At 64.1% G+C, this 26,882-nt stretch carries 26 protein-coding genes, 6 pseudogenes and 2 other annotated features; of the genes and pseudogenes, 16 read left to right on the forward strand and 16 right to left on the reverse strand.

Annotated elements, in window-relative coordinates:
* Positions 1–113: 113 nt before the first annotated feature.
* The 3 genes from F1643_RS11030 to F1643_RS11040 are packed head-to-tail and all read right to left on the reverse strand — an operon-like array spanning position 114 to position 2,222.
* A complete protein-coding gene (locus F1643_RS11030) occupies positions 114–851 on the reverse strand; it encodes a PE-PGRS family protein (RefSeq protein ID WP_194913184.1) in 738 nt (245 codons plus the stop codon).
* 38 nt (positions 852–889) lie between these two features.
* Positions 890–1,552 carry a hypothetical protein gene (locus F1643_RS11035; RefSeq protein WP_194913185.1) on the reverse strand — a complete coding sequence of 221 codons (663 nt, stop codon included), beginning with the start codon at positions 1,550–1,552 and terminating at the stop codon, positions 890–892.
* A gap of 10 nt (positions 1,553–1,562) precedes the next feature.
* Positions 1,563–2,222, reverse strand: coding sequence for a hypothetical protein (locus tag F1643_RS11040; protein ID WP_194913186.1), 660 nt, complete (start codon positions 2,220–2,222; stop codon positions 1,563–1,565).
* 462 nt (positions 2,223–2,684) lie between these two features.
* Between F1643_RS11040 and F1643_RS11045 the strand changes: the two genes are divergently transcribed.
* A complete protein-coding gene (locus F1643_RS11045; protein WP_194913188.1) occupies positions 2,685–3,461 on the forward strand; it encodes an aspartyl/asparaginyl beta-hydroxylase domain-containing protein in 777 nt (258 codons plus the stop codon).
* Between the two features lie 42 nt (positions 3,462–3,503).
* Here F1643_RS11045 and F1643_RS11050 read toward each other — a convergent pair.
* The 7 genes and pseudogenes from F1643_RS11050 to F1643_RS11080 form a co-directional block, all read right to left on the reverse strand.
* Positions 3,504–4,640: pseudogene (locus F1643_RS11050) on the reverse strand (IS30 family transposase); the annotation flags it as partial.
* A gap of 46 nt (positions 4,641–4,686) precedes the next feature.
* Positions 4,687–5,570 (reverse strand): annotated as a pseudogene (locus F1643_RS11055) (IS3 family transposase); the annotation flags it as partial.
* Positions 5,221–5,337: a sequence feature (AL1L pseudoknot), on the reverse strand. (Overlaps the previous pseudogene by 117 nt.)
* Positions 5,543–6,510 (reverse strand): annotated as a pseudogene (locus F1643_RS11060) (IS5 family transposase). The pseudogenes F1643_RS11060 and F1643_RS11055, both read right to left, overlap by 28 nt.
* An 8-nt stretch (positions 6,511–6,518) precedes the next feature.
* A complete protein-coding gene (locus tag F1643_RS11065; protein WP_194913189.1) occupies positions 6,519–7,328 on the reverse strand; it encodes a TolC family protein in 810 nt (269 codons plus the stop codon).
* 93 nt (positions 7,329–7,421) lie between these two features.
* Positions 7,422–8,246 carry a hypothetical protein gene (locus F1643_RS11070; protein ID WP_194913190.1) on the reverse strand — a complete coding sequence of 275 codons (825 nt, stop codon included), beginning with the start codon at positions 8,244–8,246 and terminating at the stop codon, positions 7,422–7,424.
* A gap of 115 nt (positions 8,247–8,361) precedes the next feature.
* Positions 8,362–8,799, reverse strand: a complete 438-nt coding sequence (locus F1643_RS11075) for a hypothetical protein (RefSeq protein ID WP_194913192.1) — start codon at positions 8,797–8,799, stop codon at positions 8,362–8,364.
* A gap of 484 nt (positions 8,800–9,283) precedes the next feature.
* Positions 9,284–9,400, reverse strand: a pseudogene (locus F1643_RS11080) (helix-turn-helix domain-containing protein); the annotation flags it as partial.
* Positions 9,401–9,639: 239 nt separating this feature from the next.
* Here F1643_RS11080 and F1643_RS11085 point away from each other — a divergent pair.
* A complete protein-coding gene (locus F1643_RS11085; protein WP_194913194.1) occupies positions 9,640–9,864 on the forward strand; it encodes a hypothetical protein in 225 nt (74 codons plus the stop codon).
* A 36-nt stretch (positions 9,865–9,900) separates the two neighbouring features.
* On the opposite strand, the pseudogene F1643_RS11090 reads toward F1643_RS11085, so the two are convergent.
* A pseudogene (locus tag F1643_RS11090) lies at positions 9,901–11,130 on the reverse strand (IS3 family transposase).
* Positions 10,732–10,848, reverse strand: a sequence feature (AL1L pseudoknot). (Overlaps the previous pseudogene by 117 nt.)
* 131 nt (positions 11,131–11,261) lie before the next feature.
* On the opposite strand from F1643_RS11090, the gene F1643_RS11095 reads away from it, so the two are divergent.
* The 6 genes and pseudogenes from F1643_RS11095 (at position 11,262) to F1643_RS11120 (ending at position 16,671) form a co-directional block, all read left to right on the forward strand.
* Positions 11,262–12,161, forward strand: a complete 900-nt coding sequence (locus F1643_RS11095) for a tyrosine-type recombinase/integrase (RefSeq protein ID WP_194913197.1) — start codon at positions 11,262–11,264, stop codon at positions 12,159–12,161.
* On the forward strand, positions 12,152–12,823 hold the full coding sequence (locus F1643_RS11100) for a hypothetical protein (RefSeq protein ID WP_194913199.1): 672 nt from the start codon (positions 12,152–12,154) through the stop codon (positions 12,821–12,823). The genes F1643_RS11095 and F1643_RS11100 overlap by 10 nt, the downstream gene beginning before the upstream one ends.
* Positions 12,801–14,342 (forward strand): tyrosine-type recombinase/integrase, encoded by a 1,542-nt coding sequence (locus tag F1643_RS11105; RefSeq protein ID WP_194913202.1) that lies wholly within the window; start codon positions 12,801–12,803, stop codon positions 14,340–14,342. Before F1643_RS11100 ends, F1643_RS11105 begins: the two co-directional genes overlap by 23 nt.
* A gap of 16 nt (positions 14,343–14,358) precedes the next feature.
* Positions 14,359–14,733 (forward strand): DUF6262 family protein, encoded by a 375-nt coding sequence (locus F1643_RS11110; protein WP_194913203.1) that lies wholly within the window; start codon positions 14,359–14,361, stop codon positions 14,731–14,733.
* 538 nt (positions 14,734–15,271) lie between these two features.
* Positions 15,272–15,436, forward strand: a pseudogene (locus tag F1643_RS22890) (GapR family DNA-binding domain-containing protein); the annotation flags it as partial.
* A gap of 399 nt (positions 15,437–15,835) precedes the next feature.
* Positions 15,836–16,671, forward strand: a protein-coding gene (locus F1643_RS11120) for an IS5 family transposase (protein ID WP_255542458.1) whose coding sequence is annotated in 2 segments (ribosomal slippage) — positions 15,836–16,220 and positions 16,220–16,671 — 837 coding nt in all. Because the reading frame shifts where the segments join, the coding sequence is not laid out codon by codon here.
* 16 nt (positions 16,672–16,687) lie between these two features.
* Here the strand turns inward: F1643_RS11120 and F1643_RS11125 are convergent.
* Positions 16,688–17,221, reverse strand: a complete 534-nt coding sequence (locus F1643_RS11125) for a cold-shock protein (RefSeq protein ID WP_206692447.1) — start codon at positions 17,219–17,221, stop codon at positions 16,688–16,690.
* Between the two features lie 156 nt (positions 17,222–17,377).
* On the opposite strand from F1643_RS11125, the gene F1643_RS11130 reads away from it, so the two are divergent.
* Positions 17,378–18,007, forward strand: coding sequence for a hypothetical protein (locus F1643_RS11130; protein WP_194913205.1), 630 nt, complete (start codon positions 17,378–17,380; stop codon positions 18,005–18,007).
* On the forward strand, positions 17,926–18,375 hold the full coding sequence (locus tag F1643_RS11135) for a hypothetical protein (protein WP_194913206.1): 450 nt from the start codon (positions 17,926–17,928) through the stop codon (positions 18,373–18,375). The genes F1643_RS11130 and F1643_RS11135 overlap by 82 nt, the downstream gene beginning before the upstream one ends.
* Positions 18,376–18,870: 495 nt before the next feature.
* Here F1643_RS11135 and F1643_RS11140 read toward each other — a convergent pair whose 3' ends face one another.
* The 4 genes from F1643_RS11140 to F1643_RS11155 all read right to left on the reverse strand — a co-directional run bounded on the left by F1643_RS11140 (position 18,871) and on the right by F1643_RS11155 (position 22,238).
* Positions 18,871–19,047, reverse strand: coding sequence for a CsbD family protein (locus tag F1643_RS11140; protein ID WP_194913209.1), 177 nt, complete (start codon positions 19,045–19,047; stop codon positions 18,871–18,873).
* Between the two features lie 306 nt (positions 19,048–19,353).
* Complete coding sequence (locus F1643_RS11145) at positions 19,354–20,430, reverse strand: IS5 family transposase (protein WP_194913242.1); 1,077 nt, start codon at positions 20,428–20,430, stop codon at positions 19,354–19,356.
* 611 nt (positions 20,431–21,041) lie between these two features.
* Positions 21,042–21,551 carry a PRC-barrel domain-containing protein gene (locus F1643_RS11150; protein ID WP_194913211.1) on the reverse strand — a complete coding sequence of 170 codons (510 nt, stop codon included), beginning with the start codon at positions 21,549–21,551 and terminating at the stop codon, positions 21,042–21,044.
* 312 nt (positions 21,552–21,863) lie between these two features.
* The gene (locus F1643_RS11155; RefSeq protein WP_194913214.1) at positions 21,864–22,238 is read right to left on the reverse strand and encodes a hypothetical protein; all 375 of its coding nucleotides are present in this window, start codon (positions 22,236–22,238) and stop codon (positions 21,864–21,866) included.
* A gap of 64 nt (positions 22,239–22,302) precedes the next feature.
* On the opposite strand from F1643_RS11155, the gene F1643_RS11160 reads away from it, so the two are divergent.
* From F1643_RS11160 to F1643_RS11185, 6 genes are all read left to right on the forward strand, one after another.
* Complete coding sequence (locus tag F1643_RS11160) at positions 22,303–22,647, forward strand: DUF1344 domain-containing protein (RefSeq protein ID WP_194913216.1); 345 nt, start codon at positions 22,303–22,305, stop codon at positions 22,645–22,647.
* 171 nt (positions 22,648–22,818) lie between these two features.
* Entirely contained in the window at positions 22,819–23,535 is a 717-nt protein-coding gene (locus tag F1643_RS11165; RefSeq protein ID WP_194913218.1) for a response regulator, read from the forward strand.
* Positions 23,536–23,558: 23 nt separating this feature from the next.
* Positions 23,559–24,890: an ATP-binding protein gene (locus F1643_RS24730; RefSeq protein WP_194913219.1), complete on the forward strand. Its 1,332-nt coding sequence runs from the start codon at positions 23,559–23,561 to the stop codon at positions 24,888–24,890.
* Positions 24,891–25,095: 205 nt separating this feature from the next.
* On the forward strand, positions 25,096–26,034 hold the full coding sequence (locus F1643_RS11175) for a sigma-70 family RNA polymerase sigma factor (RefSeq protein WP_194913220.1): 939 nt from the start codon (positions 25,096–25,098) through the stop codon (positions 26,032–26,034).
* 143 nt (positions 26,035–26,177) lie between these two features.
* Entirely contained in the window at positions 26,178–26,396 is a 219-nt protein-coding gene (locus tag F1643_RS11180) for an acyltransferase (protein ID WP_194913222.1), read from the forward strand.
* A 26-nt stretch (positions 26,397–26,422) separates the two neighbouring features.
* Positions 26,423–26,851: a hypothetical protein gene (locus F1643_RS11185; protein WP_194913224.1), complete on the forward strand. Its 429-nt coding sequence runs from the start codon at positions 26,423–26,425 to the stop codon at positions 26,849–26,851.
* Positions 26,852–26,882 lie beyond the last annotated feature (31 nt).

Genomic DNA, 26,882 nt, shown 5'->3' on the forward strand with positions numbered 1-26,882 from the left:
GGCTCCCGGCGTGAGGATGTTGGCGGAGGAGTGGGGAAGGGAGGCGGTGAAGAACCGCCGTGAGGCGTCGGGAAGCCGTGATTGGCAGCCCCCCGGCGCCTCACGGTCGTCGATCAGGCCGCCGATGCCGCGGTGGGATACTTGATGATGGTCTGGGTGCCGGACTGGCCCGGATTGCCGGGGGTTCCCGCACGGCCGGCGCCGGCGTTCGCACCGGACACGGCATTGCCGCCGGCCTCGTTTGCGCCACCGGCACCACCGGGGCCGCCCACGCCGCCGCCGCCGCCGGTACCGCCGGTGCCGCCCGGCGTCAGCACCAGGATGTCGCCCGGATCGGTGTCCCAATAGACGGTCACCGATCCACCATTCCCGCCATTCCCGCCGTTTGCACCGTCGCCCCCGGTGCCGCCATTGCCGCCGGCACCGCCTTGGGTGGTGTTGCATTGCGGATTCTTGCCGCTGCTGTCGGTGCAGACGGCCTGATTCTTCCCGCCGTCGCCACCGGCGCCGCCAGTGCCGCCATTGCCGCCGGTGCCGCCATCGCCGCCGGTGCCGCCCTGCGCCAGGACGGTGAGCGAGCCGGACAGGCTGCCGTAATGGAGGATGAAGGGGGGCGGCGCCCCGCCGGAGGTACCGGCGGTGCCGGAGCCCCCGGCCGCACCGCCGCCGCCGGCCGTGCCATTGGTGGCGCAGGTGCAGGTGTAGGTGGTACCGCAGCAGCCCTTTTTGGGAGTGGCGGTTCCGGCGTTCCCGGCGACGCCCGGCGTTCCCGTGCCACCGGGCGTGCCGGCGGCGCCGTTGGTTCCGCTGGTCCCGAGAATCAGGATCTGCGCGTTGATCGAGTTCGTCATGTCAGGTGTCCGTTCTCGACGATGTTTGTGGGGGGCGGTCAGCCGTTGTTGGGCCGCATGGTCATCGTCGGTCCCTGACCGGCCGGGGTGTTCCGGCCGGTGGCACCGGGCGCTCCCGCGCTGCCGCCTGCGCCGCCGGCGTTGCCGCCTGCACCGCCGGCGCCACCCTGGCCGAACGTCGACGCGTCGAGGCTGTAGGTCGGCGAGCCGACGATCTCGTCGTACAGGATCAGAATGGCCGTGCCGATGGACGCGCCGTTGCCGCCCGCGCCACCATTGGCGCCGTTGCCGGCGTTGCCGGCGTTGCCGGCCGGCATATTGGCCCCGTACTGGCTCTGGCAGCACCCGACCACGGCGATGCCGGCACCGCCGGTTCCGCCCGCGCCGCCATTGCCCCCATTGCCGCCGGTTCCACCGTTGCCCGCGGTGACCTGGACATTGAAGGCGCCGGAGATGGTCCCGGCGATCCAGGTCAGGCTTGCCGGGCAGCTGCCGTCACTGCCGGGCGAGCCGGCCGTCCCATTGCCGCCGGTGCCACCGGCGGTCGCATTGGTCGGCGCCGTGCTGCAGGATGCGTTGTTTTTGCCGCCGCAGATGCCTGCGGTCGCATTGGTGCCCGAAGGACCCTGTCCGCCGGGGCTGCCGCCGGTGCCGTTCGTCCCATTGGTGCCGGTGACGACGACGTTATAGATGACACCCATTGGGCAGCCCTCACAGCATATTGATCTGGGCGGCCTTGAAGGTCACCGGGATGAGGATCTGGATCTGTCCGCCCTGCTGCACGGTGACGGTGCCGAAGATGGCGACCGCGCCGAGCACCGGATCCTGGGTGACGTACGGGCTGTTGGGACCGATGACCAGGGGGTTGCCCGGCGTGACGGTGATGTCCTGCCCGGTGGTCAGCAGGACTTGGCTGGGGAAGCGCAGGGCGTTGATCACCGGCTCGAAGGCCTTGACCTTCTGGCTGTTGCCGTTGATGAAGGCCAGCATCGCTTGGCCGATGGTCCTCTGGTCGGCGGGATGGATCAGGCTTTCCAGCGCGCAGTTGTCGTTGCGTGCCCGTTCGATCGCCTTGTCGAAATCGGTCTGCACCGGCTGGGTCGGATAGCGGACGCTGCGGTCGGCATGCGGGTTCGCCGCGAAATGATCGTCGGAAATCCCGGCGATGTCCTTCAGATGCTGGACCGACTGCAGGGCGACCAGCTTCGAGCCCATATTGTCCTCGGACGGGTCGGAGGAGATCACCATCGCGCCCGAATGGCTCTGCGGGCCGAACGACTTGCCCGCGAGCTGATCGAGGGTCAGGTCGACGGGCTTCACCGCCTTGTTCAGAAACGCGACATGCTGCTCGCGATACGTGGCAAAGCTCACTGCTATTCTCCCTTTTGCATATGGATGTTCATCTGTCACACGCCGACGCTTCGCGGTTCGGCAAGTCGCTGCTTGACGATCGGGACTCGGCTTTCGCGGGAAAGTATTTGTCTTTATGCGCCGACGAAGTGTGCAATTGATGCTCTTAATGTGTCAATAACAAACAAACGTAATTTCTCATTTTTCAAAAATATGATAATGGAGTGGAGTCTAATAATTATTAACATACGAATGTAGCGTTTAGAAAAACACGCCAATATGATGAAAAATTGAAAATTAATACCTGTGTATGCTTATGGAACATCTCCATGCATCGTAGACATTGTCGTGTAATATATGCCTATATAGTAGAAAGGAGCGAGCGACCCGGTCCGTCAGGAGGTCGCAGGGCCGGCGCGGCCGTGCCGGGTCCAGGTTGCAATGCCCCCCTCCCACACATCCTTGTTTCCAAGGGACTCCAGTATGCTGACCCTGAAGAAGACCGATCCCAACGGGCTGATACCGACCCTGCGGCGCTGGCGCCGCAACGCGTCGCTCTACAAGTCGGGAGCGTTGTTCAACCCGCTGTTCGACCTGCACACCGGCGGTGCTTCCCGTCCGGTGTTTCACGATATCGACCGGGAAACGCCCGCTCTGCGCCGGATCGATGCAGCCTACGACACCATCCGCGAGGAATTCGATCAGGTGCTGGCGGCCTACGAGCGGCTGCCCTCCTACCACAGCATCGATACCGACGTGATCCACTCCTCGGGCCGGTTGCAGCGCGACCGGCGCTGGAGCGTGTTCATGCTGACCTGTTTCGGCCGCGTACCGCAGGCTGCCCAGACGCTGGCGCCGCGCACGCTGGAACTGGTCCGGGAGCTGCCCGGACTCTATCAGGCGATGTTCTCGATTCTGGAACCGGGAAAGAGCGTGCGCGCCCATGTCGGGCCGTCGCGCATGTATTTGCGTTATCACCTGCCATTGCGCGTGCCGACGGTCCGACCGCCCCACATCCGGGTGAAGGACCGCATCCATGTGTGGAGAGAGCGCGAAAGCGTGCTGTTCGACGATTCTTGGGATCATGAGGTTGTCAACGACAGCCCCGAGATGCGCGCGATCCTGATGATCGACGTCGCACGCCCCATGCCGGCACCGCTGCGGATGGTGGCCAGGGGCATGGCCACGATGGCGTCGCTACATTATGCGCCCCGCATCGTCCGCACCATGGATGCGCTGGTGCCGCCGCCGGGCCGCTGAACGGACCAGATCCTGTTGTGGAGAGCATGTAGAAGTGTGATTGGCGTGTTGAGCCATCTTCGCCCCCTGATCCCAGGTCAGCGACCGGCGGAGTTGTGCAGGCAAGGTTGAGATCGTGCGCGCGATGGCATCACGGACAGCCTCGGCACCATGGCCGGCAAGCGCCGGCCCATTCTTGACGCGCGGGCCGCTCGCATGCCCCGGCATCGGAGGCAGATGGAGCAGCATGGTGAAGCGCGTCGTCCGCTCCACCAATGTACCGATTGCCGATCCGCCCAAGCCGATGATGAGATCTCCTTCCCAGTGCCCCGGCACCGCCCGGTCCGCCACCTCCGCCGGGCGTTGGCTGATCATGATCTCCGGGGTGATGAAGGCCTTGCCCCGCTTGCGGGTCCGCGCCATCGGAACGCGCAGGGTCCGCCCGGTTCGCAGGCAGGCGGTCAACTCGCGGCGCAACGCTCCCCGGCCTTGAATGAACAGCGCCTGGTAAATGGCCTCATGGCTGATGCGCATCGTCGGGTCCTCCGGAAAGTCGAGCCGCAGACGCCAGGAGATCTGTTCGGGGCTCCACGCCTTGCCCCACCGCCGGTCCTGCCGGCGCCCGTGACGGCGCATTTTCCAAGGCACGGTCGGCCCATGGATTGTCGCTCCGTCCGGAGCAACCACCGTGCCGGCCAAGCGCTCCTGCACGTAATCGCGTAGAACTGGATTGACCACCAGCTTGGCAACTTTGGGTCGGCGCGCCGAGCGATCAGCATGCCACTGCGCAGTCGTAGCTCGATACTCCAGCCCGCCCGAGCGGGTGGCGGCATTGCGCCGCAGCTCCCGGGAAGTCGTCGATGCCGCTCGCCCCAGCTGGCGAGCAATTTCGCGCACACCGAGCCCCTGGGCATGCCGCACCGCGATCTCCTCCCGCTCCGCAAACTGCAAATAACGCTTTGAAGGCAGCTTCGCCGATGGCGCAAACTTCGCTGGTGGCATACCCCCCGCCTCTCGGAACCAACGTCCCCCCACCGCGGGCGACACGCCAGCCAGGGATGCCGCATCCTCACTCGATTGTCCCGTCGCAATCGCCGCCCAGAACCGCCGGTGATCCTCACGCTGTGCCGATGGGGGCCGACCAGGTGACCGCAGAGCAGCCCGCTCAGAACGATCCGAGCCCCGCTTCCGCTTCTTCATCGCAACCTCCTGCGTCAGGCTGTTGCGACGACCGCTTGAATCCGCCTTGCGAGCCGCGGTCGGAGTGATGGATGAGGCCGCTGCCCTTTGCCGGTCGGCGATTGTGGAGCGCCTGCTCCAAGGCGTCCAGAACGAAGCTGGCGTGGGCGGTGCGCGACACCCGCCAACCGACGATGCGGCGGGCGAAGGCGTCAATGACGAAGGCGACGTAAACGAAGCCCTGCCATGTGGCCACATACGTGAAATCTGCCAGCCACAAGGCATTCGGGCGAGACGCCTGGAACTGGCGGTTCACTCGGTCCTGCGGACAGGGTGCTGCCCGGTCGCTGATCGTGGTGCGCACCGCCTTGCCGCGTGTCGCGCCCTTCAGGCCCATCTGCTTCATCAGTCGGGCCACCGTGCAGCGCGCCACGTCGAGGCCCTCCCGCCGCAGCTGCCGCCAAACCTTCCGTACCCCATAGACCCGGGAGTTTTCATCCCAGACCCGCCGGATAGCCAAACTCAGTTCCGCGTCACTTCGCGAGCGGGCCGGCGCCTTGGCCGGATCGGCCGTCCGGGCGGCATGGGCATGGTAGGTGGACGGGGCGATCGGCAACACTCGGCAGATCGGCTCGACCCCGTGGACAGCGCGGTGCTCGTCAATGAAGGCGATCATTTCTTGAACGGGCGGTCGAGCTCCGCCTGGGCGAAATATGCCGACGCCTTGCGTAGGATCTCGTTCGCCTGGCGCAGTTCCCGCACCTCACGCTCCAATGCCTTGATCCGTTCCTGCTCGTCCGTTGTCGGACCGGGCCGCTTGCCCTGGTCACGCTCGGCCTGCCGGACCCAGTTCCGCAGCGTCTCGGGATGACGTTGTTGCGTCGAGGCGGTGGAACTTCTGACGGCGTGGCCGACGCTGTTGATTACGCGATGCGGACGGAGTCCGGGCATCCGAGGTCGAGCATGCGGTTCAGGACCAGGACGGCGACGCCGATCTCGGTCTGCTGCCGGTCGTCGGTATGGAAGCGCAGACCATCCCCGATCACGTGTTTGTAGCGGCTGAAGAAGGCCTCCACGAGCGCGCGTAAGTTGTAGCCGGATGTTGCCTGCCACGCCCTGCGACCACCGTCAGCGATGGCCTGCAGATGCCGGTCCCGCGGTGCCGGATCGCTCTGCGCGGTATGGCTCGGCACCGCGGTGGAGCGCGGCGGCACGACCACGGCCGCCCTGGGTGCCGCTCGTTCACGGCCTCGTAGACGCCGCTCTGGTCGTAAGCGCCGTCGGCGATGACGGCCTTGAGTGGCTCAGCGATCTGGTTCAGCTGTGGGCCGACTTCCGAGGCGTCATCCACGTCATGGTCGGTCAGTGTCGCGGCGACGATGCGCCCGGTGGCGGCGTCCAGGCCGATGTGCAGCTTGCGCCACGCGCGGCGCCGGCGCGTGGCGTGCTTCTCGACCAGCCAGTCCCCGGGGCCGCACAGCTTCACACCGGTGCTGTCGACCAGCAGACGCACCGGTTTGTTGGCTGTTGCCAGCGGGGCCAGGACGGTGACGGTCTTGGCCCGGCGGCTGAGCGTGGAATGATCCGGCACCGCCAGATCGAGCCCGAGCAATTGGACGAGGGAGGCGACCAGACCCTCCGTTTGCCGCAGGGCCAAGCGGTACACCGCGCGCAGCGTCAATGCTGTGAGGATCGCCAGGTCGGAGTAGGTGCGCTGCCCGCCCGGTGTGGATCGGGTCTCGGCCCGCCAGCGCTCCACGGCCTCGTCGCTGAACCACACGGTCAGGCTGCCACGCGCCCGCAACGCGGCATCATACTCCTGCCAGTTGCGAACCCTGTATCGCTGCTTGGGGATGTGATGACGGCGCACGGCGTTGGCTTTGAACGGCATCGGCTGGATCAGAACAGAGAAAGGTCAACGACGCCTCCCCTACGATGCCACCCCGCCAGCCGCAATCCCCGCCTCGCTGCAACAACGTCGACGGTGGTCTGTGCCTGGACCAGATCGGCTTCCGCCATGCGGCCCGCCCGGATCAGCGCCCAGCTCGTCGCTTCCAGCTCATGGGCCCGTCTCAATGCTGCGCGCGCCAGCACGATCTGTTGGCGCGTCTGGATGAACTGGTGATAGGCCCGCAGGATGTCGGTCACGGTTTCGGACACCACCGCCTTCAGCCGAAGCTGCGCATAGCGCTCCTGCAGACAGGCCTGACGCAACGGCGCCGTCGCGGCATCGACGCCGGCTCCCCGCAACAGCGGTTGGACCAACGACGCGTTCAGGGCCGATATCCCCGCGATCGTACCGCTGTCCGGCTGCCGGCTTCCGCGCTGGCGCATATCCCATCCGAACTGGATGGTGGTGCCCAGCGGCGTCAGCATCTGCACGGTCGGTGCGATCCCGACGGCGCCGGTGCGGGTGGAGCCCGTGCGGTCGACCCCGACGGAGCCGACGATGGAGCCGACCGGGGAGAAGCGCGATTCCGCGACGTGCAGATTGAACTGGTCGAGAACGCGTTCGAGATAGGCGCCGCGAACCGCCGGGTTGCGGCGAAGGCCGAGATACACCGCTTCCGGCAGGGTCAGCCGGACCTCCGGTTCATCGGCCGGAAGCTCGGCGGCCGGACGCTCCGCGGATGTCGGGCCGCTTCCGACGTAGGACCGCAGCGGCGGCATCTGCGCATGTGCCGCCCCGGCGCCCAGCAGGACAATCATCGCTGCACAGCAACTGACCCTTCACTCCCGCCCCCTCACCGGCACCAAGCCCCCGTTGCGTCAATCCCAGCCCGTCAATCCATGTCCGGCCGATCAGGCCTTGATGTCGAGCGGCCTGTCCGCACCGGCCGCGACCGGCGGCACGCCGTTGCGGAACAGCGGCATATCCTTCAGATCCTTGACATAGCCGCCGGTGGCGACGGCGCCGGGCGCCTTGTCCTTCAGGCCGTCCAGGGCGCCTTTGATCATGCGGACCAGCGGGCTGTCGCTGTCGAGGGCATCGGGTTCCTGGCCGCTGTCGCGCATCGACTGCTCATACCCGAACTGGACGGCGGCACGTTGGACGGCCCAGTTGTTGGACGTCTTCTCCTCGTCGCTGACGCCGTCCAGAAAGGATGCCCCGGCGCGATAGCGGGCTGCGGGATTGCTGCCCGTCGGGTCGGCGGCCATCATGGCCTGCCCCTGCTGCTGGGACATGATCGACTGGGCGGTATCCTGTTCGTCCTTCGAAAAGCTGCCGTCGCTGTTGCTGGCGATGGCATAGAGGGAGCGGCGGTCCAGTCCGCCGAAGACGGTGTCCCAACTCTCCTGCGTCGCGTGCATATAGTCCATCGGCTTGCCCTTGGCCGCCAGCTCGGCGTATTTGGCATCGATGGTCGCCCGGGCGTCCTTGGCGACGGTCGCGAAATCCTTTTTCCCGGCGGATTGGGCGGCAGCCTGACCGGACAGGGATGTCTGGGCCGTCTTCGACAGCGTGACGACCGCGGCGGTGTCGCGCGCACTGCCGGTGGAGCCGCCGCTTTCATCCGCCGCCTCTGCCGTGCCCTTTGGGGTGGACGGCGTGCTGGCGAACTGAACGGGCGGCTGCCGATTGGTGCCCGTGGGATTCATTGTGCCCGTGGGATTCAGTACGTTCATCGGTCACTCTCCCGCTGCCGCCGGCTCGCCGGCGCCTTGAGGCACCGGCAAGCCATGACACTTTTCAGTAACGACACGGCTTGTGTACTGTACCGCAGGCTGTGTTACTGGTCGATCAATAAATTCGGAAGTTGGCGGTCCAGTCGCCGTTGCTGCTGACGTTGCTCGCGGTGCCGGAGCAGTTCACGCCCGTGGCGCTGGGGGTGGCGTTGGTCGTCGGCCAGTTCCAGACGGAGCCGGACATGGTGCGCGACGGCACGAAGAAGCACCGCTTCAGATTGTCCTGGCGGCGATAGTAGAAGCTGCCGCCCGTGGAGGTCGGGTAGGGGCTGGTCACGCTGATCGCGGCGGTCGTGCCGCTTGGAATGATGGTCGTCGGAAAGCTGGGCGACGGAACGCCCTGGAAGCCGCCGCCGGCCTGGAACTCCACCGTGGACGTCGTGTCGTTCTTCACATAGACCGTCATGGTCGCAGCCATCGCCGACGTGGTGGCGACGGCCATGGTCGTCATGGCGGCCAGCCCAAGCAGCGTCCGGCGCAGAATCTGTTTCATCTTGCACCCGTCATATCGATTTCGGAATTATTGCATGTCGCACGTCAGGGCTTTGAGTGTCCTGGCATGTCGCTTCCGTTTCTGGAAAACAAGCAACTCGCGAACTTGTACATTATTATTTTAAAGAGTCAAAGCAATAATCTTCAACCATTCGAGATTCTTGCGTTTATTTTCTAATTAATATTTAATGTTTCCGTATGTACGCTTAGATACAGAATGATTATTTATTGAACTTTCTTGTGAATGTGGTGGGAATTTGTCCCAACCCTTCTTCCCGGCAGAAAGGATTGGGGGTTAAAAGGCGCCAAACTCGGCTTTCTCTCCATTGATGCGGCGGAAAGCCGAATGCGGTCGTTTACGGTTGTAGAATACCGCCATGTGGGCGAATAGGGATGACGCCACGGATACCCTGGTGTTTGTAAAGCGGAATGGGGCCAGACCTGCCGCCCAAATTCAAGGTGGGCGCGGACGCGCTCCCTGAACCGCGCCGGATTTCCCGGTGGACGGTCGAGCGGTGACGACCCAAAGCCTCGGTGATTGCCATCACCGGCATCTTGGCATCGTGGATGTCCTGAATGGGGCGAGGCTCGGCAAAATCGATCTACAAATATTGTTCACCGATCAGCGCTCGCCACCCGTGAACCGCTGTTGTTACAAGAAAGTTGCACTTCAGAATAGAACCTACCCCGCCTATAAATTAAAACACATAAGTTCAGTTATGGAAATACCTGTAGGAGGATTTCTCATGTCAGGCACGTCAGATACCTAACCGCTCTGCGCGTTTGATCCCTGTTGCTGACAGTCTTACCCTGAGGCTGTCAACAACGTGTCAGGTGCGTCATGCACCTTCAGCGTATCGTGATGCCTTCGGGCTTGGTCAGTTGGACAGCTTTCGACGACCACGGTGTCGTGGTTCTGGAAATCCGCGACTTTGTGCTGTTCCTGGAGGCACGCCACTATGCGCCCAGCACCGTCCGACACTACGCCCGTCATGTCGTGCAGTTGGGAAATCATCTCGGAGCCTTGGGTAAAAGCTTCGCGCAGTTGACGGCTCCAGTGAACTGAACCGCCCTGTGTTTCCCGGAGGCCATTTGTGTTGAGTCACGCCGCCATGGCGACGTCCTCGGTTTTGGCACAGTACCGCGCTTTGGCCTCGGCGGGAGGAATGTTGCCGATGGGTTCGAGGAGACGTCGGTGGTTGAACCAGTCGACCCACTCCAGGGTGGCGAACTCGACGGCTTCCAGGGTGCGCCAGGGACCGCGGCGCCGGATCACTTCGGTCTTGTAGAGGCCGTTGATGGTTTCGGCCAATGCGTTATCGTAGGAATCGCCAACGCTGCCCACGGAGGGTTCCACCCCAGCTTCGGTGAGGCGCTCGGTGTACCGAATGGCAAGGTATTGCGACCCGCGGTCCGAGTGGTGAATGAGACCGCTGCCCTTGGCCGGTCGGCGGTCGTGAAGTGCCTGTTCGAGCGCATCCAGAACGAAGCTCGCGTGGGCTGTGCTGGACACCCGCCAGCCCACGATGCGGCGCGCGAAGGCATCGATGACGAAGGCCACGTAGACGAAGCCCTGCCATGTCGATACGTATGTGAAATCGGCCACCCACAAGGCATTCGGGCGGGGCGCCTGGAACTGCCGGTTCACCCGGTCGGCGGGACTGGGTACCGCCCGGTCGCTGATCGTGGTGCGCACCACCTTGCCACGCATCGCTCCTTTCAAGCCCATCTGCCTCATCAGTCGAGCCACTGTGCAGCGTGCCACGTCGATACCCTCCCGCCGCAACTGCCGCCAAACTTTACGTACCCCATAGACCTGGAAGTTCGCGTCCCAGACCCGCCGGATAGCCCCACTCAGCTCCGCGTCGCTTCGCGAGCGGGCTGGCGCCTTGGCCGGATCGGCCCGCCGGACGGCATGGGCGTGGTAAGTCGACGGGGCGATCGGCAGCACTCGGCAGATCGGCTCGACCCCGTGGACGGCGCGGTGTTCGTCGATAAAGGCGATCATTTCTTGAACGGGCGGTCGAGCTCCGCCTGGGCAAAATACGCCGACGCCTTGCGCAGGATCTCGTTCGCCTGACGCAACTCCCGCACCTCGCGTTCCAGCGCCTTGATCCGCTCCTGTTCCTCCGTCGTCGGACCGGGCCGCTTGCCCTGGTCACGCTCGGCCTGCCGGACCCAGTTCCGCAGCGTCTCGGGATTGCAGCCGATCTTCGCTGCGATCGAGCTGATTGCCGCCCACTGCGAGGCATGCTCGCCTTCGTGTTCGAACACCATCCGAACCGCGCGCGCGGACTTCAGGGGCGTATTTGGGGGATGCCTGCTTCGTCATAATGACCCCACTCTCTCAGAAGATGGGGCCTCCGGGAAACCCGGCGCGGTTCACCAGAGTTCGACCGTTTCCTCATGACAGCGGTTCGATATGGTAGCAGCCAGGCTTCCGCCCACGCTCGAATTGTGCCATTGCATCAGGAACGCCATGCCGGCTCCGCCAGCTTGCACAACCAAGTCTTGTTTTCCATCAAGGGCTTCTATCAGTTCCTGGACCAGCGGCAGAGTTCAGCGGTCTTCGCTGAAGCCGAACGCCACCGGGCCTACGATGCCTTGGACAGCTACCGGCCGTTCCTCCACCACATTTCCGGTCGCAAGGCGCAGCGCCGGTCGGAGCGCCGGGCCGACCGGACCGTCAAGGCTGCCGCCGCCAAACGGGCGGCCGATGCCCGGCTGCGGCCCGAACAGGTCTTGCGGATCATCGAAGCGGCCACCTTGGCCCGCGATGCCTTCCTGGTGGTTCTCCTGTACACGACCGGCATGCGGATCGGCGAGGCGCGCGGGCTCCACCACGAGGACATCCGGCTCGACGAGAACGTCATCTGGGTGACGCCACGGACCCTGGAAAACGGTGCCCGGGTCAGGAACGGCAAGCCCCGCCCCATCCCGGTTCCCGGCTTCATCCTGCGCCTGTACGAGGATTACCTGGCCAGCGACGAGTCCCTGCCGGTGTTCGAGACCGGCACCGACTACGTATTCTGCAACGTGCAGGGTGGACGGATCGGCCGCGGCCGCACCGAGGCCAACGCTTACGACATCCAGGACCGTCTGATCGGCAAGTCGGGTATCGCGTTCACTTGGCACATGTTCCGGCACTCGCACGCGAGCGAAGCCATCGCCCAGGGCTATAGCCTGCTCGACGTCGCCGATCGCCTCGGGCACGCCAGTCCGCAAACGACGAACGACATCTACAAGCACCTGTTCAACGTCGAGTATCGCAAGCATTATCTGCGCAGCCATGAGGAGTTGGCAGACAAGCTGGATCCCCTTCGGCGCCGAGCGCTGAGCGAAGGAGCAGTCAAATGGCTCTGACCGCCGTCCACGTCAATCCGCCGGCAGACGCCTACCTCGGCGGTTTGCGGGCTGTGATCGCTTCCATCTCCCCCGCTCTCCTCGACCGGGATCGCTGGGGGTTCCAGACACTAAAAGAGGTTTATGGCATTGACGAGACATCACACCTTTATAGTAGAAGCGACTCGGGGGCAAAGGGGATTTCCATCCGGCCGAGCGCAGATCAAATCTCATCCGACGTTTTTCTGCGTGGAATTGGTTATGATTTCACCATCCTTCCCGAACCCTTTCGGACTGAACTGAAGGCTTTCTTTGCTTGGCGACTAGCCCGGCCCCAGCATCGTTCCCGTGAGCCACACTGCCGTACGGTTCGGCTCATTGCCTTCTGCCATCAGCTTTCTGCCAATCCCACGGCCTTGCCCCGGCTGATTGACTACGGACATCCTATAGAGTTTGGAGCGGGAAATGGAAGCTCTCCGCTTCGGAATAGTATGGAACTTTGGTTGAACGAAGTTGGGTTGAGTACGACAATTGACACTCCGGAAATCATTACACGTGATGAAAGCGGTTCTCGCGTTATCACTCGACATAACCATCGCTGCCAAAGCAGCATGCCCGCCAACGAGCTGACCTTTATCTTGGTGCTGCTGCGGGAGCGGAATGAAGCTTCTGGAGCGGCGTGATCTTATTCTTATGCGGGATCTCTACCCCGAAGAGGAGATTGCCGAGGCCCCGCGAAGAGAATCCTACATTCATTTTTACGGATTCCGGTTGGATTGGCTACGCCATGCCGCTCGCCATTTCATTCTCAGCAAGATCAATCACCAAGAACTTCGCCCAACATCATTGCCGGGGTTCATTTCACGCCTTCAATTGCTTGAAACCTGCTTACGCGAAGAGCACGCCGATCCTCAAATCGAGCACGTTACCGAGTCCTTTATTAGGGAGCGCTTCCTGAATTGGGGGAATACCCGCAAGTGCGTCGGCAAGAACTGGTACGCCGACGTCTGCAATCTCGTTCGCTACGCCTCCTGTTACTTGGCCGACCGCGGTTGGCCAAACCTCATGCTGGACAAGCGCGATCTCCGCCGTGTCGAAGGCATGTGGCCTGGAGGACGTGGCTATCAGTTGAAGGTGACGGAGCGCACCATACCCGATGATATTATCGAGCAGATGTTCCAGAAGCTCGACAGTCTCGACCCCGTCCTGAAACGCCTTCTCATTCTTGGCCGCTACACCGGCATGCGGAGTGCAGATCTTCACGCCCTCGATTTCGACTGCCTGAAGGACGATCCTGACGATCCACGCTTTATGATTCTGACGTTCTACCAATCCAAGGTGCAACGCTGGAACACCAAGCCTCTTCTGAGGGAAGACGCCGCCCACGCGCTTGTAATCATGACCATTCGCGAGCAGCAGACCGAGGTGCACCAGCAATGGGAGCATGAGACAAAGTATTTGTTTCCGACACGAACCGGCGACGGCGAAACGACCCTGACCGGCAACTACACCCGGGACGCCATCAAGAAATGGATGCTTACGGAAGGCATCCGCACCAAGGATGGAGCTTTTTGGGAGTTCGGTTGGCATGGCTTGCGGCACTTTCATGGCACCGAACTGGCGCTGCAAGGCCATGACATTGCGCTGATCCAGATGGAGCTGGGCCATGGCTCCGCCGACATGACGATGGTTTACATCAACCGCCGCCTGCACCTGAAAAAGAAGGCCTTGTTGGAGAAGGGCGGCGGCCGATTCATCGACATCAAGGGCCAAGTGGACAACAAGATGGCGGCCCTTGCCGTGCGCCGGGATGCCACGCTGGCCGTGGATGTGCCTGGCGGCCTGTGCTCCCTACCTGGCCAACTGGGCGAATGGTGCGAGCACAACCGCGCCTGCATGACTTGCATCCATTTCCGCGCAGACGTCGATCAACTGGCTTTCTTCGACCAGGAGTACGCGGCCATTACCGACACCATCGCCCGTTTGAAGCAGGAGGTTGCCGAATACCGCCAGCAGAGACGGACTCGCATGGCGGAGATTGGCGAAAAGCGGCTGGCGCACAACCAAGCTCTGTTCATAAACCTCACCACCATCATCGCGACCATCAAGGCAGAAGGCAGCTACCGTGGCGACACCCACAAATACCAGCGGCCTACGGGCAGCAACGGAGGAGAAGCACATCCGCAAGCGCCGGGCCGTTGAGGCCGCCATCCAGGACATGCGGCACGCCGGCGAGGCGATCACCTTCAAGACCATCGCCGAGAAAGCCGGCGTCAGCCGCGAATACCTTTACCAGAACTTCAAGGCAGACATCGAGCAGCTGCGGACAGCGACGCATAGCCGGCGCATCGAGATGGAGGGCGAACCGGTGCCAATGCGCACCGCCCGCCGCTCGGCCACCATCGAGGCGGCGTTGTGCAACAAGATCACGCGCTTGGAAGAGGAGGCCACGGAACTCCGCAAGCAGAAGACTGCGCTGGAGCGCCGCTACGAAAGGGCCCTGGGCGAGGCCGAGGAATGGCGCCAACGGCATCAGCGCGCCTTGGCAGAACTGCTGGAATTGCGCGGACGGCTGATCCGGAACGACGGCTGATGAGCGCCGAGCCTGGGGCCGCCGTAGCGCACCCCAGGACAGTTTCAAGTTCGGCGGCGGCCATCGGCTCCCCAGCCTGTACCGCAATACGAGGCTAAACCAACTCCTGAAACCCGCTCAAGTACGGCGTTCAAATACCCTCTTTATTGCTAACCATCCTGCTAAGTGGACATGTCAACAGCGTGTTATACCCTGAATTTCAGCCACATCAGCGCACTTCTTACAGGTAAATGGAAAATAAGGATTTGCAACCGCCCAGAACGGAGGCGGCGCGAGCCACCCGATACTGCGTTACAGATATCTTGTAACGCAAACCCCGCTTGCCGCCGCCGTATCGCGTTACGCTTCCCCTGTAATGGAAAACCGTAGGACAGCATGGGACGGTCACGGATCGGAACCCCGGACGAGGCGGCGGCGCGCAAGCGCCGCCGCGGCGCGGCTCCGCCTCTTCGTCGAGCGGATCGAGCAGCTTGAAACCGAATTGGCCGGCACCCGGACCCGCAACCCCGCCCTGGCCGCCTGAGCCGACGAACGGCGGCAGATCCAGGCGGAGCTGAAATCCGTCTGGAAGGAGTTGGAAGGCACCGGCTTCTCGGCCGCCGTAACCCGGGAAATTCTCTGCCTGCGCAAAATGGGCGACGCCGACCGCCATGAATTCGAGACCCTCGTCGGCCTCTACAAGCAAGCACTCGGCATGAATTGACCGGCACCGCTCCGGAAAACAGACACCGGACGTTATGACGAGCCGGCCCTGCGGGATGTAGGACACAGAGTCTCACCGTGTGCGACCTCTACCACCTCAGGAACGCGAGCACCAACACAGCGGCTGCTCCCCAGAACACGCACTTGAGAACGGCCCGGACAAACCGCTCGCGGCGCAGTATCTCCTGGTACTTCCTGTTGCGATCTTGGAACTTGTGGATGAGTTCGTCGCACTCCTTTTCACTTTGCTCCACTCGCTTCAAGTCGGTCGTCACCATTGGTTCCAAAACGACGGCCGAGACCCCTTGGTATCCATGTATGGTGTAAGAGCCCGTCCGAGAAGAAGTTGAATCGGATGAATCAGTTGTGATTCAAAGGAGCCTCCAAGACGGAGGTGAGGATGTGGAGGCCGGAGAAGCGGGAGCGCCATAATCGTAGCATGCTGCGTTACCCGAGCGACCTGAGCGATGAGGAATGGCGGATCGTCGAGCCGCTGATCCCGCCGGCACGACGCGGTGGCCGGCACCGCAGCGTCGACGTCCGGGCGGTGCTGAACGGTGTGCTGTACGTCTTGGAGACGGGTTGCCAGTGGCGCCACCTTCCCAAGGACCTGCCGCCGCGCAGCACGGTACACGGCTATCTGCACCTGTGGGCCTGGGATGGCACGCTGGAGCGCATCCATCATGACCTCTACCAACAGGTCCGCGAACGGGAAGGCCGCGAGGCCAGCCCGACCGCCGCCGTCGTGGACAGCCAGAGCGTCCGCACGGCGGAAAAAGGGGGCCTGCGGCGGACCCGGTCGGCTATGACGCGGGCAAGAAGATCAAAGGCGTCAAGTACCACATCCTCGTCGATACGCTAGGCCTGCTCCTGAACGTCGCCGTCCACCCTGCCGACATCCAGGACCGCGACGGCACAGCCCTGGTCCTCGACAAGGCAACCCGCGCGCTGTTCCCCTTCATCCAGGTGATCTTCGCCGATGGCGGCTACCAAGGAGAGGTCGCGGCCACCAAGGTGAAGGAGGCCGGTAACTGGCAGTTGGAGATCGTCAAACGCTCCGATCAGGCCAAAGGCTTTGTCGTGCTCCCAAAGCGATGGCTGGTTGAGCGAACGCTGTCATGGCTCACCCGCTGCCGACGCCTCGTCCGACATTACGAGCAGTACCTCCGCACCTCCGTTGCTTTCATACGCATCGCTATGATCCGCCTGATGCTCCGGAGGCTTGCTCGGAAATAATCTTTCAGGACAGACTCTAACGGCAGTTGCCGCTGCTGGCAGTGCCCTTCACGTAGCGGGTGCCGAGCACGGCAGTGGCACCCAGGCTGTGTGCCAAGTCGGCAAGCGCAGCACGGGCTTCGTCGGGGGACGCCTTCCCACCAACCTCAACGGCATCCGCTTCGACCAGCACCCTCCCCCTCTTCAGGCTGGTCTCCTTGAGGAACAGAAAGCGGTCAGGACGAACCCAGTAAAGTGCTTGGTCGCGTGCCACACGTACTTGGCGGGCCTCCACGCCTTTCGGCGTCGGAACTGGATCAAAGGTGACCAGCGCCCCTTCGGCGATCCGCTCTGGATCAACGCGCTCCGCAAAGCCGTTGACATGGACAAAATAGCTTTTTCCATCCGAACCGTCGATGAAGCCGAACCGCTTCGCAGCCACGAACGACCATATGGCCCCCTCTAATAGAGCCATCTCGTCCTTCATTCCGCCAGATACGCACTGCATCTTCGGGTAGCACAAGACGAACATCCGCTCGAGACTTCCACAGAACGAAACGGTGATTTCCATCAGCGGGAGAACATTCTATGTCGGAACACCACGGCATGGAACGCGACCGAACTGGACCGAGGGCTTGACCGGGCACAACCGGGCAGCGACCAGCGATTATGAAAATATACTGATCGTCATGCGATGTCGCATAGCTTATCAGTGTTTCGACGGGACATGGGCGGGCTTCGTTGCCGATCTGGTCGACGGGGCGCCGTACCTGTTCTGGATCCGTGGCAGGGACGCGCCACCGGTTTCAAGCGCGACCCGTACGCACGTGAACTGGGCACTCACCCGCCATTCCCGAATTGTCCCTGTCTGGTCCGCGGGAGCGCCGGCTATCCATGGCACGATGAAGGATGGCGATCGCCGGCCTTCCGCGACCTTGTCATCTACCAGCTGCACATCGGCGTGTTCTGGGCCGCCGATTTCCAGGGCCGCGACCGCCGGACAGGCTACGGCCGTTTCCTCGATGTGGTCGAGAAAATCCCCTACCTGCGCGACCTGGGCATCAACGCAATCCAGCCGCTGCCGATCCAGGAGTATGATGGCGAGATCGGATTGGGGTACAGCGGCCTCGACTACTTCTCGCCCGAGATGGCCTACGTGGTCGAGGATAGGGCTGAACTGGAACAGCATCTGGCGACCGTGAACCGGATGCTCGCCTCGACAGGGAAGCCTGCCGTGTCGGCGGCGAATATCGCGTCCGGGCCGAACCAACTCAGATGCCTTTCGGCGGCGCCCTGCGGCGCTCGGAGTTCGTCGCCCTCGACCGCTCCGACCTGGCCTTCCGCGACCGCGGCGTGACGGTGACGATCCGCCGCTCCAAGACCTACCAGCAGGGCACCGGCGTGGAGTTGGCGGTTTACGGCTCGCCGCGGCCGGCGTTCGACGTCGCCGCCGCCCTCACCATCTGGCCGGCGCTGCGCGGCGAGGTGCCGGGCCCGCTGTTCCTCCAGGCCGACGGCAGCGGCACCACCCATCCTGATCGCGGCCGGCTCGCCGGGCAGACGGTGGCACGCATCGTCAAGCGGCCGCCGACCGCGACGCCCAGTTCCACGACATCATGCGCCAGACCCGTCACAAAAGCGCCGACGTCGCCCGACGCTACATCCGTGACGCCAGCCTGTGGAAGCGCAACGTCAACGAACTGGTGTTCACCCCGGCGCCGGTAGAGCCGGAGCCGAGGTGAAGGCGTTGAGCAGGCAGAAATTACGCGAACAGAGAGAATCCACAACGAACGACAAAATAGGGTTCGAACGCTCGTTGTCTTACTCACCGTATGTTGTCACTCCTCAGGCGGTTTGCGCATCACCTGGAACCTTGAGGCCAGTTCGGTCGCCACTCCCGCCCATGGGTAGGGCTTGGACTGTCTGTGGCATTCGATTTGCTGCTGCGCATGTGATCCTTATGGGTGTGCTTTTCATCACGTTCTCCACCTCCACCGGAAACTTGGCTGACGGGTGGATTGGTGGAGGCACCATCCGGACGTGGATCCGCGCTTTCGGGAATTGGTCTTGTCCGATCCTCGTGGCTGGCGCCAGGGCCTCCCCAGCGGATCGTGTTAGGGTGCTTCTTTGGCATGAACGTTGTCCTTTACAGGAGAGCAACTGCGCCCACAAAGCCATGCGCTGGTATTACAAACCGGTTCACCCGCCCAGGGGCAGTGCTCACATGTTGTCGCGGATCGCGTCCTTGGCGCCGCCGATGGAGTTTTCGACCTTACCCTTTGCCTTGTCGGCTGCTCCCTCAGCCTTCATCTTCTCGTTGCCGGTGACGTTGCCGACACCCTCCTTGATACTGCCCTTGGTCTTGTCCATGGTGCCTTCGATACGATCCTTATCCATTATGTTCTCCTGATATGGGGAACGGCCGGGGGCTCCCGACCTTCATGACAAGCAACTTCCCCGGCCACCCACTTGTCGCCGCCGCCCAACGACAAAGTGCGCCGGCAGCACGGATGAAAAACCGTCCGCCATCCGCCCGGCGGATTTCGAGGGTCTAGCAGGGCGCGGAAAAACGAACATATTCGGGCCTTTTTCCCCCGCTGCGGCTTGAGAATGGGAGTTCTGACGCCCGTTTTCATCAGAATAGAGCGCCTTTTCGCGCTCTGCGGCTCCCGGAACCGCCATTCAGGCGGATTCCGGGCGTGATTATGCCGCCGCCAGCAGCTTGGGCAATCGGATCAGGTTGTAGGCGGTAGCGGTCAGGGTGAACATCCAACCGACGCGGGCCGTGCCGCGATGACGCGTCTTGCGCAAGCCGGCTCCCTTGATCCAGCCGAACACCTCCTCGATCCGTTTGCGGACTCTCAGGCTGACGGCGTAGCCGGGGTGGCGGGTGGTCCGGCCGTCGATCGCCGAGCGGCGGTTGCTCGTGTTCTGCGCAACATGCGCAGCGGCGCCCAAGCTGCGCATGTTCGCCACGAAATCCTTGGTGTCGTAAGCCTTGTCGGCGCCGACTGTGATGCGGTGGCGGCCGGGGATGGCCTCAATCATGGACACCGCCGCTTCGCGTTCAGCCAGACCGGTGGCCGCGGTGAGCCGGACATTCACCACCAGGGCGTGACGGTTCTCCATCAACGCATGGCCCATGAAGGCCAGCTTCGCCGGCTGCCCGTTGCCCTTGCGGTACAACCGCGCCTCGGGATCGCTGGTCGAGGCATGGGTCTCGTTGGACCGCTTCTCGCCATGAAAGTCGCGGTCGCCGTTGCGCCCCGGCCCCGGCGGCTCGCCGCTGCCGTCCTTGGGCCGAAAGCTCTTCACGCTGGCCCAGGCTTCGATCAGCGTGCCGTCCACCGAGAAGTGCTCGTCCGACAGCAGCGCCTTGACCTTCGGCTGACCCAGCACGGTGGCCAGGAACGTGGCCGCCACATCCCCGGCCAGCAGACGCTCACGGTTCTTGGTGAACACCGTAACGTCCCATACCGGGGCGTCCATCGACAGGCCGACGAACCAGCGGAACAGCAGGTTGTAATCGAGCTGTTCCATCAGCTGGCGTTCCGAGCGCACCGAGTAGAAGGCCTGGAGCAGCAGAGCCCGCAGCAGCTTCTCCGGCGGGATCGACGGCCGCCCGATCTTCGAGTACAGGCCTTCGAAGGCGGGCGACATCACCTCCAGCGCTTCATCCACGATGGCCCGGATCGGCCGCAGCGGGTGATTGGCCGGAACCCGCGCCTCACAGCTCACGTAGCTGAAAAGACCCTCGCTGCGTTCGTCCGATCCGCGCATCATCCCCTCTCCGACCGCACCCTGTGCCAGCAGAGAGAATCACGAGAGCCCGCCGCAGCACAGCCTTTTTCCGCATCCTGCTAGAGACCGGTGTCGGCCTGACCGGCGCACTGTGCGTCGACAGCGCCGTGCTGCGTCAGGCGAGCCTGCATTCGGCCGGGCGTGTTTCCCCCGATCAAATCTCCTTCAGCTTTCTGGTGGATACGGCCAAGGCCTTGTTTCCGGATGGCTTTTCCCGGCTTCCCCGCAGGGCCGACAACCTGTCTTGACCTGGATGTCTCGAGCACCGGGCACGCTCGCCGCCGCGGTTGTGCGGGTCTGACGAACGCCGTCATCGAAGTTTCCAGGAACCGGACCTCATCACGTTCAGTTTATCCGGCAGCAGAGCAACGACAGCTCTTCTAGTCGATCAATCAGAATGTGGAGGCTCCGCATGCCTATTCTTCTCTGGCTCCTGGGCGTTCCGGGACTCATCGTGATCCTGCTCTGGGTGACGGGCATCATCGGCTTCTGATCCCAGCCCGATCCAGCAGTTTCCACAGCATGAAGGCCTCTCCCGGCACCGTCGGGAGAGGCCTTCCATTGTCACCGGCAGCGATGGGAGGAGCCGCTTACCGGACGCCTGTGCCGTCGCCGGAGTGCTGCCGGTTCAGGGAGGTCATGCCGTCCTCATACTTGAACTCGGGCAGGTTCCGCACATCGCCTTCGGACAGGGTGGAGACGTGCAGCTTGTCGTCGTCAGGCCGGCTCTGCACCTGGGCGAAATCGATGGCGATCTTCTTTTCGTTGATGCCGAGCAGACCGCCGCGCGACAGCACCAGCTGCTGCGCCTGACCGTTGCCGTCGAGAATGACGTCCTCGACCTCGCCCAGCTTGTCGCCATCCTTGCCGACGACGTCCTTGCCCATCAGCTTGTCGACGCTGGCCACACTGGTGGATGCGACGCCGGCCGTGTCCGCTGCCGTTTCGTCCGCTGCCGCTCTGGCCGGGGTCTGGCCGACGGTGGCATCAGGCCGGGCCTGCGTCGTCCCGGCGGCGTTCTGACCCGCGGGTGCTTGCGCCCAGGCGGTTCCCACCATCAGCGCGACGGCGGAAATTGCTCCAAAGATCGGTTTGTTCATGTGCTTCCTCCTTCCGTACTGCTGAAGGACTGCCGTAGAGCCCTCTTCCCACGAACCAACGAACGGCAAATGTTGTTGCCGACCGTAGGGCAACTGTGGCGAGGCAATGGTCCTCCACATCATGACGCGGCACTCCGCCGGCGTCGCCGCGACGGCAGGTCCACTCTCCACCGCAAAGTTTCTTTTCCCGACCCCGCAGAAATTTCAGCAACAGGATGAACGGGTCGGAGTTTCTTGGGGCATGGACCGGCGACGCCTCTTCGGATGCGGCCGACATTCTGTCCATCCAATGCAAATCGCCACCAAACCAGATCAGAGGAGAAGCCTCATGAAACGCCACGACCTGGCTCTGTTCTCGGCCGCCCTGTTGATCGGCAGTGCGTCGATCGCCTTCGCCCAACAGCCCTCCGGCACGGCAACCTCGCCGTCGATGTCGTCGGGGTCCCAGTCCTCGGGCCCGGCCACGTCGGGGGCCACCGGCACCACCACCCAGTACAACCGCCAGAGCTCCGACCAGCAGCCCAGCCCGTCCCATAACGGCACCTCTGGCATGAACACCGGCAATTCGGGCAGCAGCGGCTCCTCGGCACTCGGCTCGGGCCAGAGTGGCACGTCGGGCGGCACGGCTGGCGCCACCTCCGGCAACTCGGCCGGCGGCACCGGCGGTTCGGGCGCGTCGAACGACATGTCCGGGTCCGGCACGTCCGCGACCCCTGGCGCGACCTCCGGTCAGGGAAGCTCGTCCACCGGGATGAGCGGCACCACCGGTAGCACGATCAACAACAGCACCGGCAGCGCCGGTTCGGCCGGCAGCATGCAGTCCGCCTCCGGCGAGGTCGACAAGATCGACAATGACAAGAAGACGCTGACCCTGAAGGACGGCCACAGCTACAAGCTGGATGACAGCGCCAGCCTTCAGAACATCAAGAAGGGCGACCGGGTGTCGGTGACGTACCGTCAGGACGGCGGCGACCGCCGTGCGGTGTCGGTCACCGAAGGCAGCCAGAGCGGCTCCTCGGCCACCGGCACCACCGGCACCGGCAGCTCGACCGGCGATTCCACCATGGGCGGGGCTTCGGGCACCAAGACCAAGTAACCCTTCACAGCGTCCCGAACCGGCAGGATCGGCGGGCATGGGCAGCCGCGGCAACCGCGGCGGGCGTCCATGCCCGCCTTTCGATTCCGCCCGTCGTTTCCGGGAACATTGGGCGGCCCTGGTCTTTATTCTTGAAGACCCTCAACGCCCAACGACCGTGCCGATTTCGCCATGAACGCCGCCCCGCACATCCTGATCGTCGACGACCATGCGGAAATCCGCGACCTGCTCGGCCGCTTCCTGCGCCAGCATGGCTTCCGCGCCACCTGCGTTCCGGATGGACAGGCGATGCGGGATAGCCTGACGTCGGCACAGGTCGATCTTCTGGTGCTCGACGTGATGCTGCCGGGCGAGAGCGGGCTGGATCTGTGCCGCGATGTCCGCCGCCACTCCACCACCCCCATCATCATGCTGACCGCCATGGGCGAGGAGACCGACCGTATCGTCGGGCTGGAGGTCGGGGCCGATGATTATGTGCCGAAGCCCTTCAACGCCCGCGAACTGCTGGCCCGCATCAGGGCGGTGCTGCGGCGGACGGTCATGCCGGCCGACGCGCCCGGCCCGCGCAGCAGCACGTTGAGCTTCGCCGGCTGGAGGCTGGATCTGGTACGGCGCGACCTGCTGTCGCCGGATGGCGTCGCCGTCGACCTGACCTCCGGCGAGTACGACCTGCTGCTCGCCTTCGCCGAGAACCCGCAGACGGTGCTGAGCCGCGAACGGCTGCTGGAGCTGTCGCACAACAAGGTCTTCACCGCCTACGACCGCAGCATCGACGTCCAGGTCAGCCGGCTGCGCCGCAAGCTGGAGGACGAGACCCATGCCGATCCGCTGATCAAGACGGTCCGCGGGATCGGCTATCTGCTGACGGTGCCGGTCACCCGGCCGTGAGGCGCCCGGTGCGGAAAGGCCTCGTGCCGGACAGCCTCGTCGGCCGCACCGTCGCCGCCCTCTTCCTGACGCTCCTGGTCGCCCAGGTCATCAGTTCGCTGGTCTATGAAGCCACCATGCCGGACCAGCCCGTTGGCAGGGGATCGGGATTGGCCGAGCGGATCGCGGTGATCCGCCGCACCATCGCCAAGGAGACACCCGACCAGCGGCTGGGAGTCGCCGCCTCGCTGTCGGGCCGTATGGTCCGTGTCCAGTGGAGCATCACGCCCTTCGTCGCGGCGTCCTCCGTTGAGGACGAGACGCTGACCGACTTCGAGGAGCGGCTGCGCGGCTTTCAGCCGGAGCTTGCCGGCGGAAGCCTGCATGCGGCCTATGCCGGGGCGAAGGAAACCCCGCCGGACGATCCGCTCGACCATGTCGTTCTGGTATCATCACGCCTCGACGACGGCAGCTGGGTCAATTTCGTCGTCGTCCCGCTGGAGCCGCCCCAAGGCTACAGCCGGCGCTTCGTCATCGCCGTCCTGGTGATGAGCGGCGCGACGCTGGCGGTGTCGATCCTGCTGGCGCGCGCCCTGACCGCTCCCTTCCGCAAGCTGGAGCGGGCGAGCCTGCGGCTGGGCGTCGATCCGACCGCCCCGGCGCTACTCGAAACCGGGCCGCGCGAGATCCGCAACACCACCCGCGCCTTCAACGAGATGCAGGCGCGCATCCGCCGCCTGATCGCCGACCGCACCAACATGCTGGCGGCGATCAGCCACGACCTGCGCAATCCCATCACCACCCTGCGGCTGCGCGCCGAATTCGTCGAGGACGACACTCTGCGCGACAAGGTCATGGCCGACCTGGACGAGATGGAGGCGATGGTGGCGGCGACCCTCGCCTTCCTGCGCGAGGACGGGCGGGAGGAGGAAAGCCGCATCGCCGACGTCTCCGCCATCCTGGGGTCGATCTGCGACACGCTGGCCGACATGGGGCAGGACGTGCGGTGCGGCGGCAGTGCCCATGCCCCGCTGCGCTGCCGGCCGCTGTCGCTGAAGCGGGCGTTGCGCAACCTCGTCGAGAACGCGATCAAATATGGTGGGCGCGCGGAGGTGCTTCTGCGGGACGACGGGGATGTCTACCGCATCACCATCCGCGACGATGGTCCGGGCCTGCCGGAGGGGGAGTTGGAAGCGGTCTTCGCCCCGTTCTACCGCCGCGACCGGGCGCGCAGCCGCGACACCGGCGGGTTCGGCCTGGGGCTGACGGTCGCCCGCTCCGTCCTGCGCTCCCATGGCGGCGACGTCACCCTGTCCAATCCGCCGGAGGGCGGGTTGGTGGGGACCGTGATCCTGCCGAAGGTCCGGGAAGGCTGAGGCCGGCGAAGCCGTCCGCCGCCATCCATCGCCATTCTTGTCCCGATTGTTACGAGTTGTTTCTGACGCCGCCGGACCCGCGATGATGGGCCTGGGGACCGGTTGGCATTCGGGAACGCCGCCGCACACCGATGCCGAATGAGCCGGTGGAAAGTCCGCCGCCGATCGGACAGCCGGGCGGCACCCGGCGCACTGGAGCCCCCCGATGACACCGACACCCGATACCGGCTTCGACCGGACCCTGATCGCCTGCATGGCCGATCTCCGCCGCTTCGCCTTGCACCTGACCAAGGACCCGGCACAGGCGGACGATCTGCTGCAGGACTGCCTGGAGCGGGCCCTGCGCTACCGCGACCGCTTCGAACCGGGCACGAACCTGAAGGCGTGGCTGTGCACCATCCTGAAGAACCTGCATTTCTCCGCCTGCAAGCGGGTGCGCCGCCATGCCGAAACCGAGATTGCCGAGGACGCGATGGAGTCTGCCCCGGAGCAGGACTGGAAGGTTCTGCTGCGGGAAACCGGGGACGCAATCCGCATGCTGGCACCCGAGCACCGCGAGGTGATCCGGCTGGTCGGCATCGAAGGCGCCAGCTACGAGGAGGCGGCCGAGACGCTCGGCGTGGCCATGGGCACCCTCCGGTCGCGGCTGTGCCGGGCCCGGCGCTGCCTGCGGGCCGTCGAGGAGGCCGAGGGCGCTGGTTGGCCCGAGTGGGCGGGGCATTCCTCGCCTCAACCGGCTTTGCCGACCCACCCGGCTTCGCAGAAGGAGGATGACGCCCCCCTGCAGCGTCAGGACCGCACGGACGATGTCCGGGGCGAGCAGGTCGAACCGCCGGCCCCGATGGAGACGTCCGGTGCTGACCATCCCAAGCCCGGCAGCGGAAGTGACCGTCCTGCCGCCGCTTCGGCCTTCGGCTGGCACCGGCTCGGCGACGTGCATGGCCGGGGACTGGACTGGAAATTGGTGCACCGCCTTCCAACCACAGGCGCGCAGGAGCGCCGGATGCGGGACGGAGCATGGAAGGCCCTGGCTCCGCGACGGTCGCTATCAGGCGTCCGGTTGCCGGAAGCGCACGCCCCACCGGCGGATCCATCGGCTGCCACCCCTTTGTCCGTCACATTTTGGAGCACGATGACATGTTGAAAATTCTCGGCTGGGCCATCCTGATCATCTTCATCATCGGCCTGCTGGTGGTCACCGGCATCCTGAAGCTGATCTTCTGATCCCGGCAGGAGCGGCAGCATGGAACGGAAGGGTCCCCACCCCAACTCCAGTCCCTGACCCCATTGCGCGGCATCGCCGCGCTGTGGGTGGTGCTGTACCATTACAGCTTCACCCACTTTCCCAACCTGCATCCGGAGCATTCCACGCGCCTGGTGGAGAAGGGATATCTGGCGGTCGACCTGTTCTTCATGCTGAGCGGTTTCGTGTTGACCCACGTCTACCATGGCAGCTTCGGCCGGCCGCGGACCAGCAGTTCGGCGGCAGATACTCGGATTTCCTGAAGGCGCGGATCGCCCGGCTCTATCCGTTGCACATCACGGTGCTTCTGCTGTTCGTGGTGACGGCGCTCGCGGCGCAGGTCCTGGACTATGCCGCCCCCGGCACCTTCGAGGCGATTCCGCTGGAGGGCGCACGGTCGCTCGGCGCGCTGGTCGCCAACCTGTTCATGCTGAGGGGTTGCAGGCGAGCGAACTCAGCTGGAACTATCCCGCATGGTCGATCAGCCTGGAATTCATGGCCTATCTGGTCTTCCCGCCGGCTTTGGCCCTGGGTTTGGCGATCGGGGGCAGTGGCGAAGGTCCTGCTGGCCGTCGGTGCCATGACGGCGCTGGGCGGATTGGCGTGGCTGACCCGGGACAATTTCGACCAGTGGGACGGACCGCAAACCCTGCTGCGCTGCCTGCCGGAGTTCCTGCCGGGAACCCTGCTCTACAGCGCCTACCGCAGGCACTCCTGAGAATGCTGGCTTTAAAATCTTGGAAGTATTT

It is taken from the genome of Azospirillum sp. INR13 (assembly GCF_015390205.1).
In the GTDB taxonomy this organism is placed as follows: Bacteria; Pseudomonadota; Alphaproteobacteria; order Azospirillales; family Azospirillaceae; genus Azospirillum.

Coding starts and splice junctions, on each gene's coding strand:
- F1643_RS11030 (WP_194913184.1), bottom strand. CDS start 851: ATGACGAACTCGATCAACGCGCAGATCCTGATTCTCGGGACCAGCGGA.
- F1643_RS11035 (WP_194913185.1), bottom strand. CDS start 1,552: ATGGGTGTCATCTATAACGTCGTCGTCACCGGCACCAATGGGACGAAC.
- F1643_RS11045 (WP_194913188.1), top strand. CDS start 2,685: ATGCTGACCCTGAAGAAGACCGATCCCAACGGGCTGATACCGACCCTG.
- F1643_RS11065 (WP_194913189.1), bottom strand. CDS start 7,328: ATGATTGTCCTGCTGGGCGCCGGGGCGGCACATGCGCAGATGCCGCCG.
- F1643_RS11070 (WP_194913190.1), bottom strand. CDS start 8,246: ATGAACGTACTGAATCCCACGGGCACAATGAATCCCACGGGCACCAAT.
- F1643_RS11075 (WP_194913192.1), bottom strand. CDS start 8,799: ATGAAACAGATTCTGCGCCGGACGCTGCTTGGGCTGGCCGCCATGACG.
- F1643_RS11085 (WP_194913194.1), top strand. CDS start 9,640: ATGCACCTTCAGCGTATCGTGATGCCTTCGGGCTTGGTCAGTTGGACA.
- F1643_RS11100 (WP_194913199.1), top strand. CDS start 12,152: ATGGCTCTGACCGCCGTCCACGTCAATCCGCCGGCAGACGCCTACCTC.
- F1643_RS11105 (WP_194913202.1), top strand. CDS start 12,801: ATGAAGCTTCTGGAGCGGCGTGATCTTATTCTTATGCGGGATCTCTAC.
- F1643_RS11110 (WP_194913203.1), top strand. CDS start 14,359: ATGCGGCACGCCGGCGAGGCGATCACCTTCAAGACCATCGCCGAGAAA.
- F1643_RS11125 (WP_206692447.1), bottom strand. CDS start 17,221: ATGGAAATCACCGTTTCGTTCTGTGGAAGTCTCGAGCGGATGTTCGTC.
- F1643_RS11130 (WP_194913205.1), top strand. CDS start 17,378: ATGGGCGGGCTTCGTTGCCGATCTGGTCGACGGGGCGCCGTACCTGTT.
- F1643_RS11135 (WP_194913206.1), top strand. CDS start 17,926: ATGCCTTTCGGCGGCGCCCTGCGGCGCTCGGAGTTCGTCGCCCTCGAC.
- F1643_RS11140 (WP_194913209.1), bottom strand. CDS start 19,047: ATGGATAAGGATCGTATCGAAGGCACCATGGACAAGACCAAGGGCAGT.
- F1643_RS11145 (WP_194913242.1), bottom strand. CDS start 20,430: ATGCGCGGATCGGACGAACGCAGCGAGGGTCTTTTCAGCTACGTGAGC.
- F1643_RS11150 (WP_194913211.1), bottom strand. CDS start 21,551: ATGAACAAACCGATCTTTGGAGCAATTTCCGCCGTCGCGCTGATGGTG.
- F1643_RS11155 (WP_194913214.1), bottom strand. CDS start 22,238: ATGTCGTTCGACGCGCCCGAACCGCCGGTGCCGCCGGCCGAGTTGCCG.
- F1643_RS11160 (WP_194913216.1), top strand. CDS start 22,303: ATGAGCGGCACCACCGGTAGCACGATCAACAACAGCACCGGCAGCGCC.
- F1643_RS11165 (WP_194913218.1), top strand. CDS start 22,819: ATGAACGCCGCCCCGCACATCCTGATCGTCGACGACCATGCGGAAATC.
- F1643_RS11175 (WP_194913220.1), top strand. CDS start 25,096: ATGACACCGACACCCGATACCGGCTTCGACCGGACCCTGATCGCCTGC.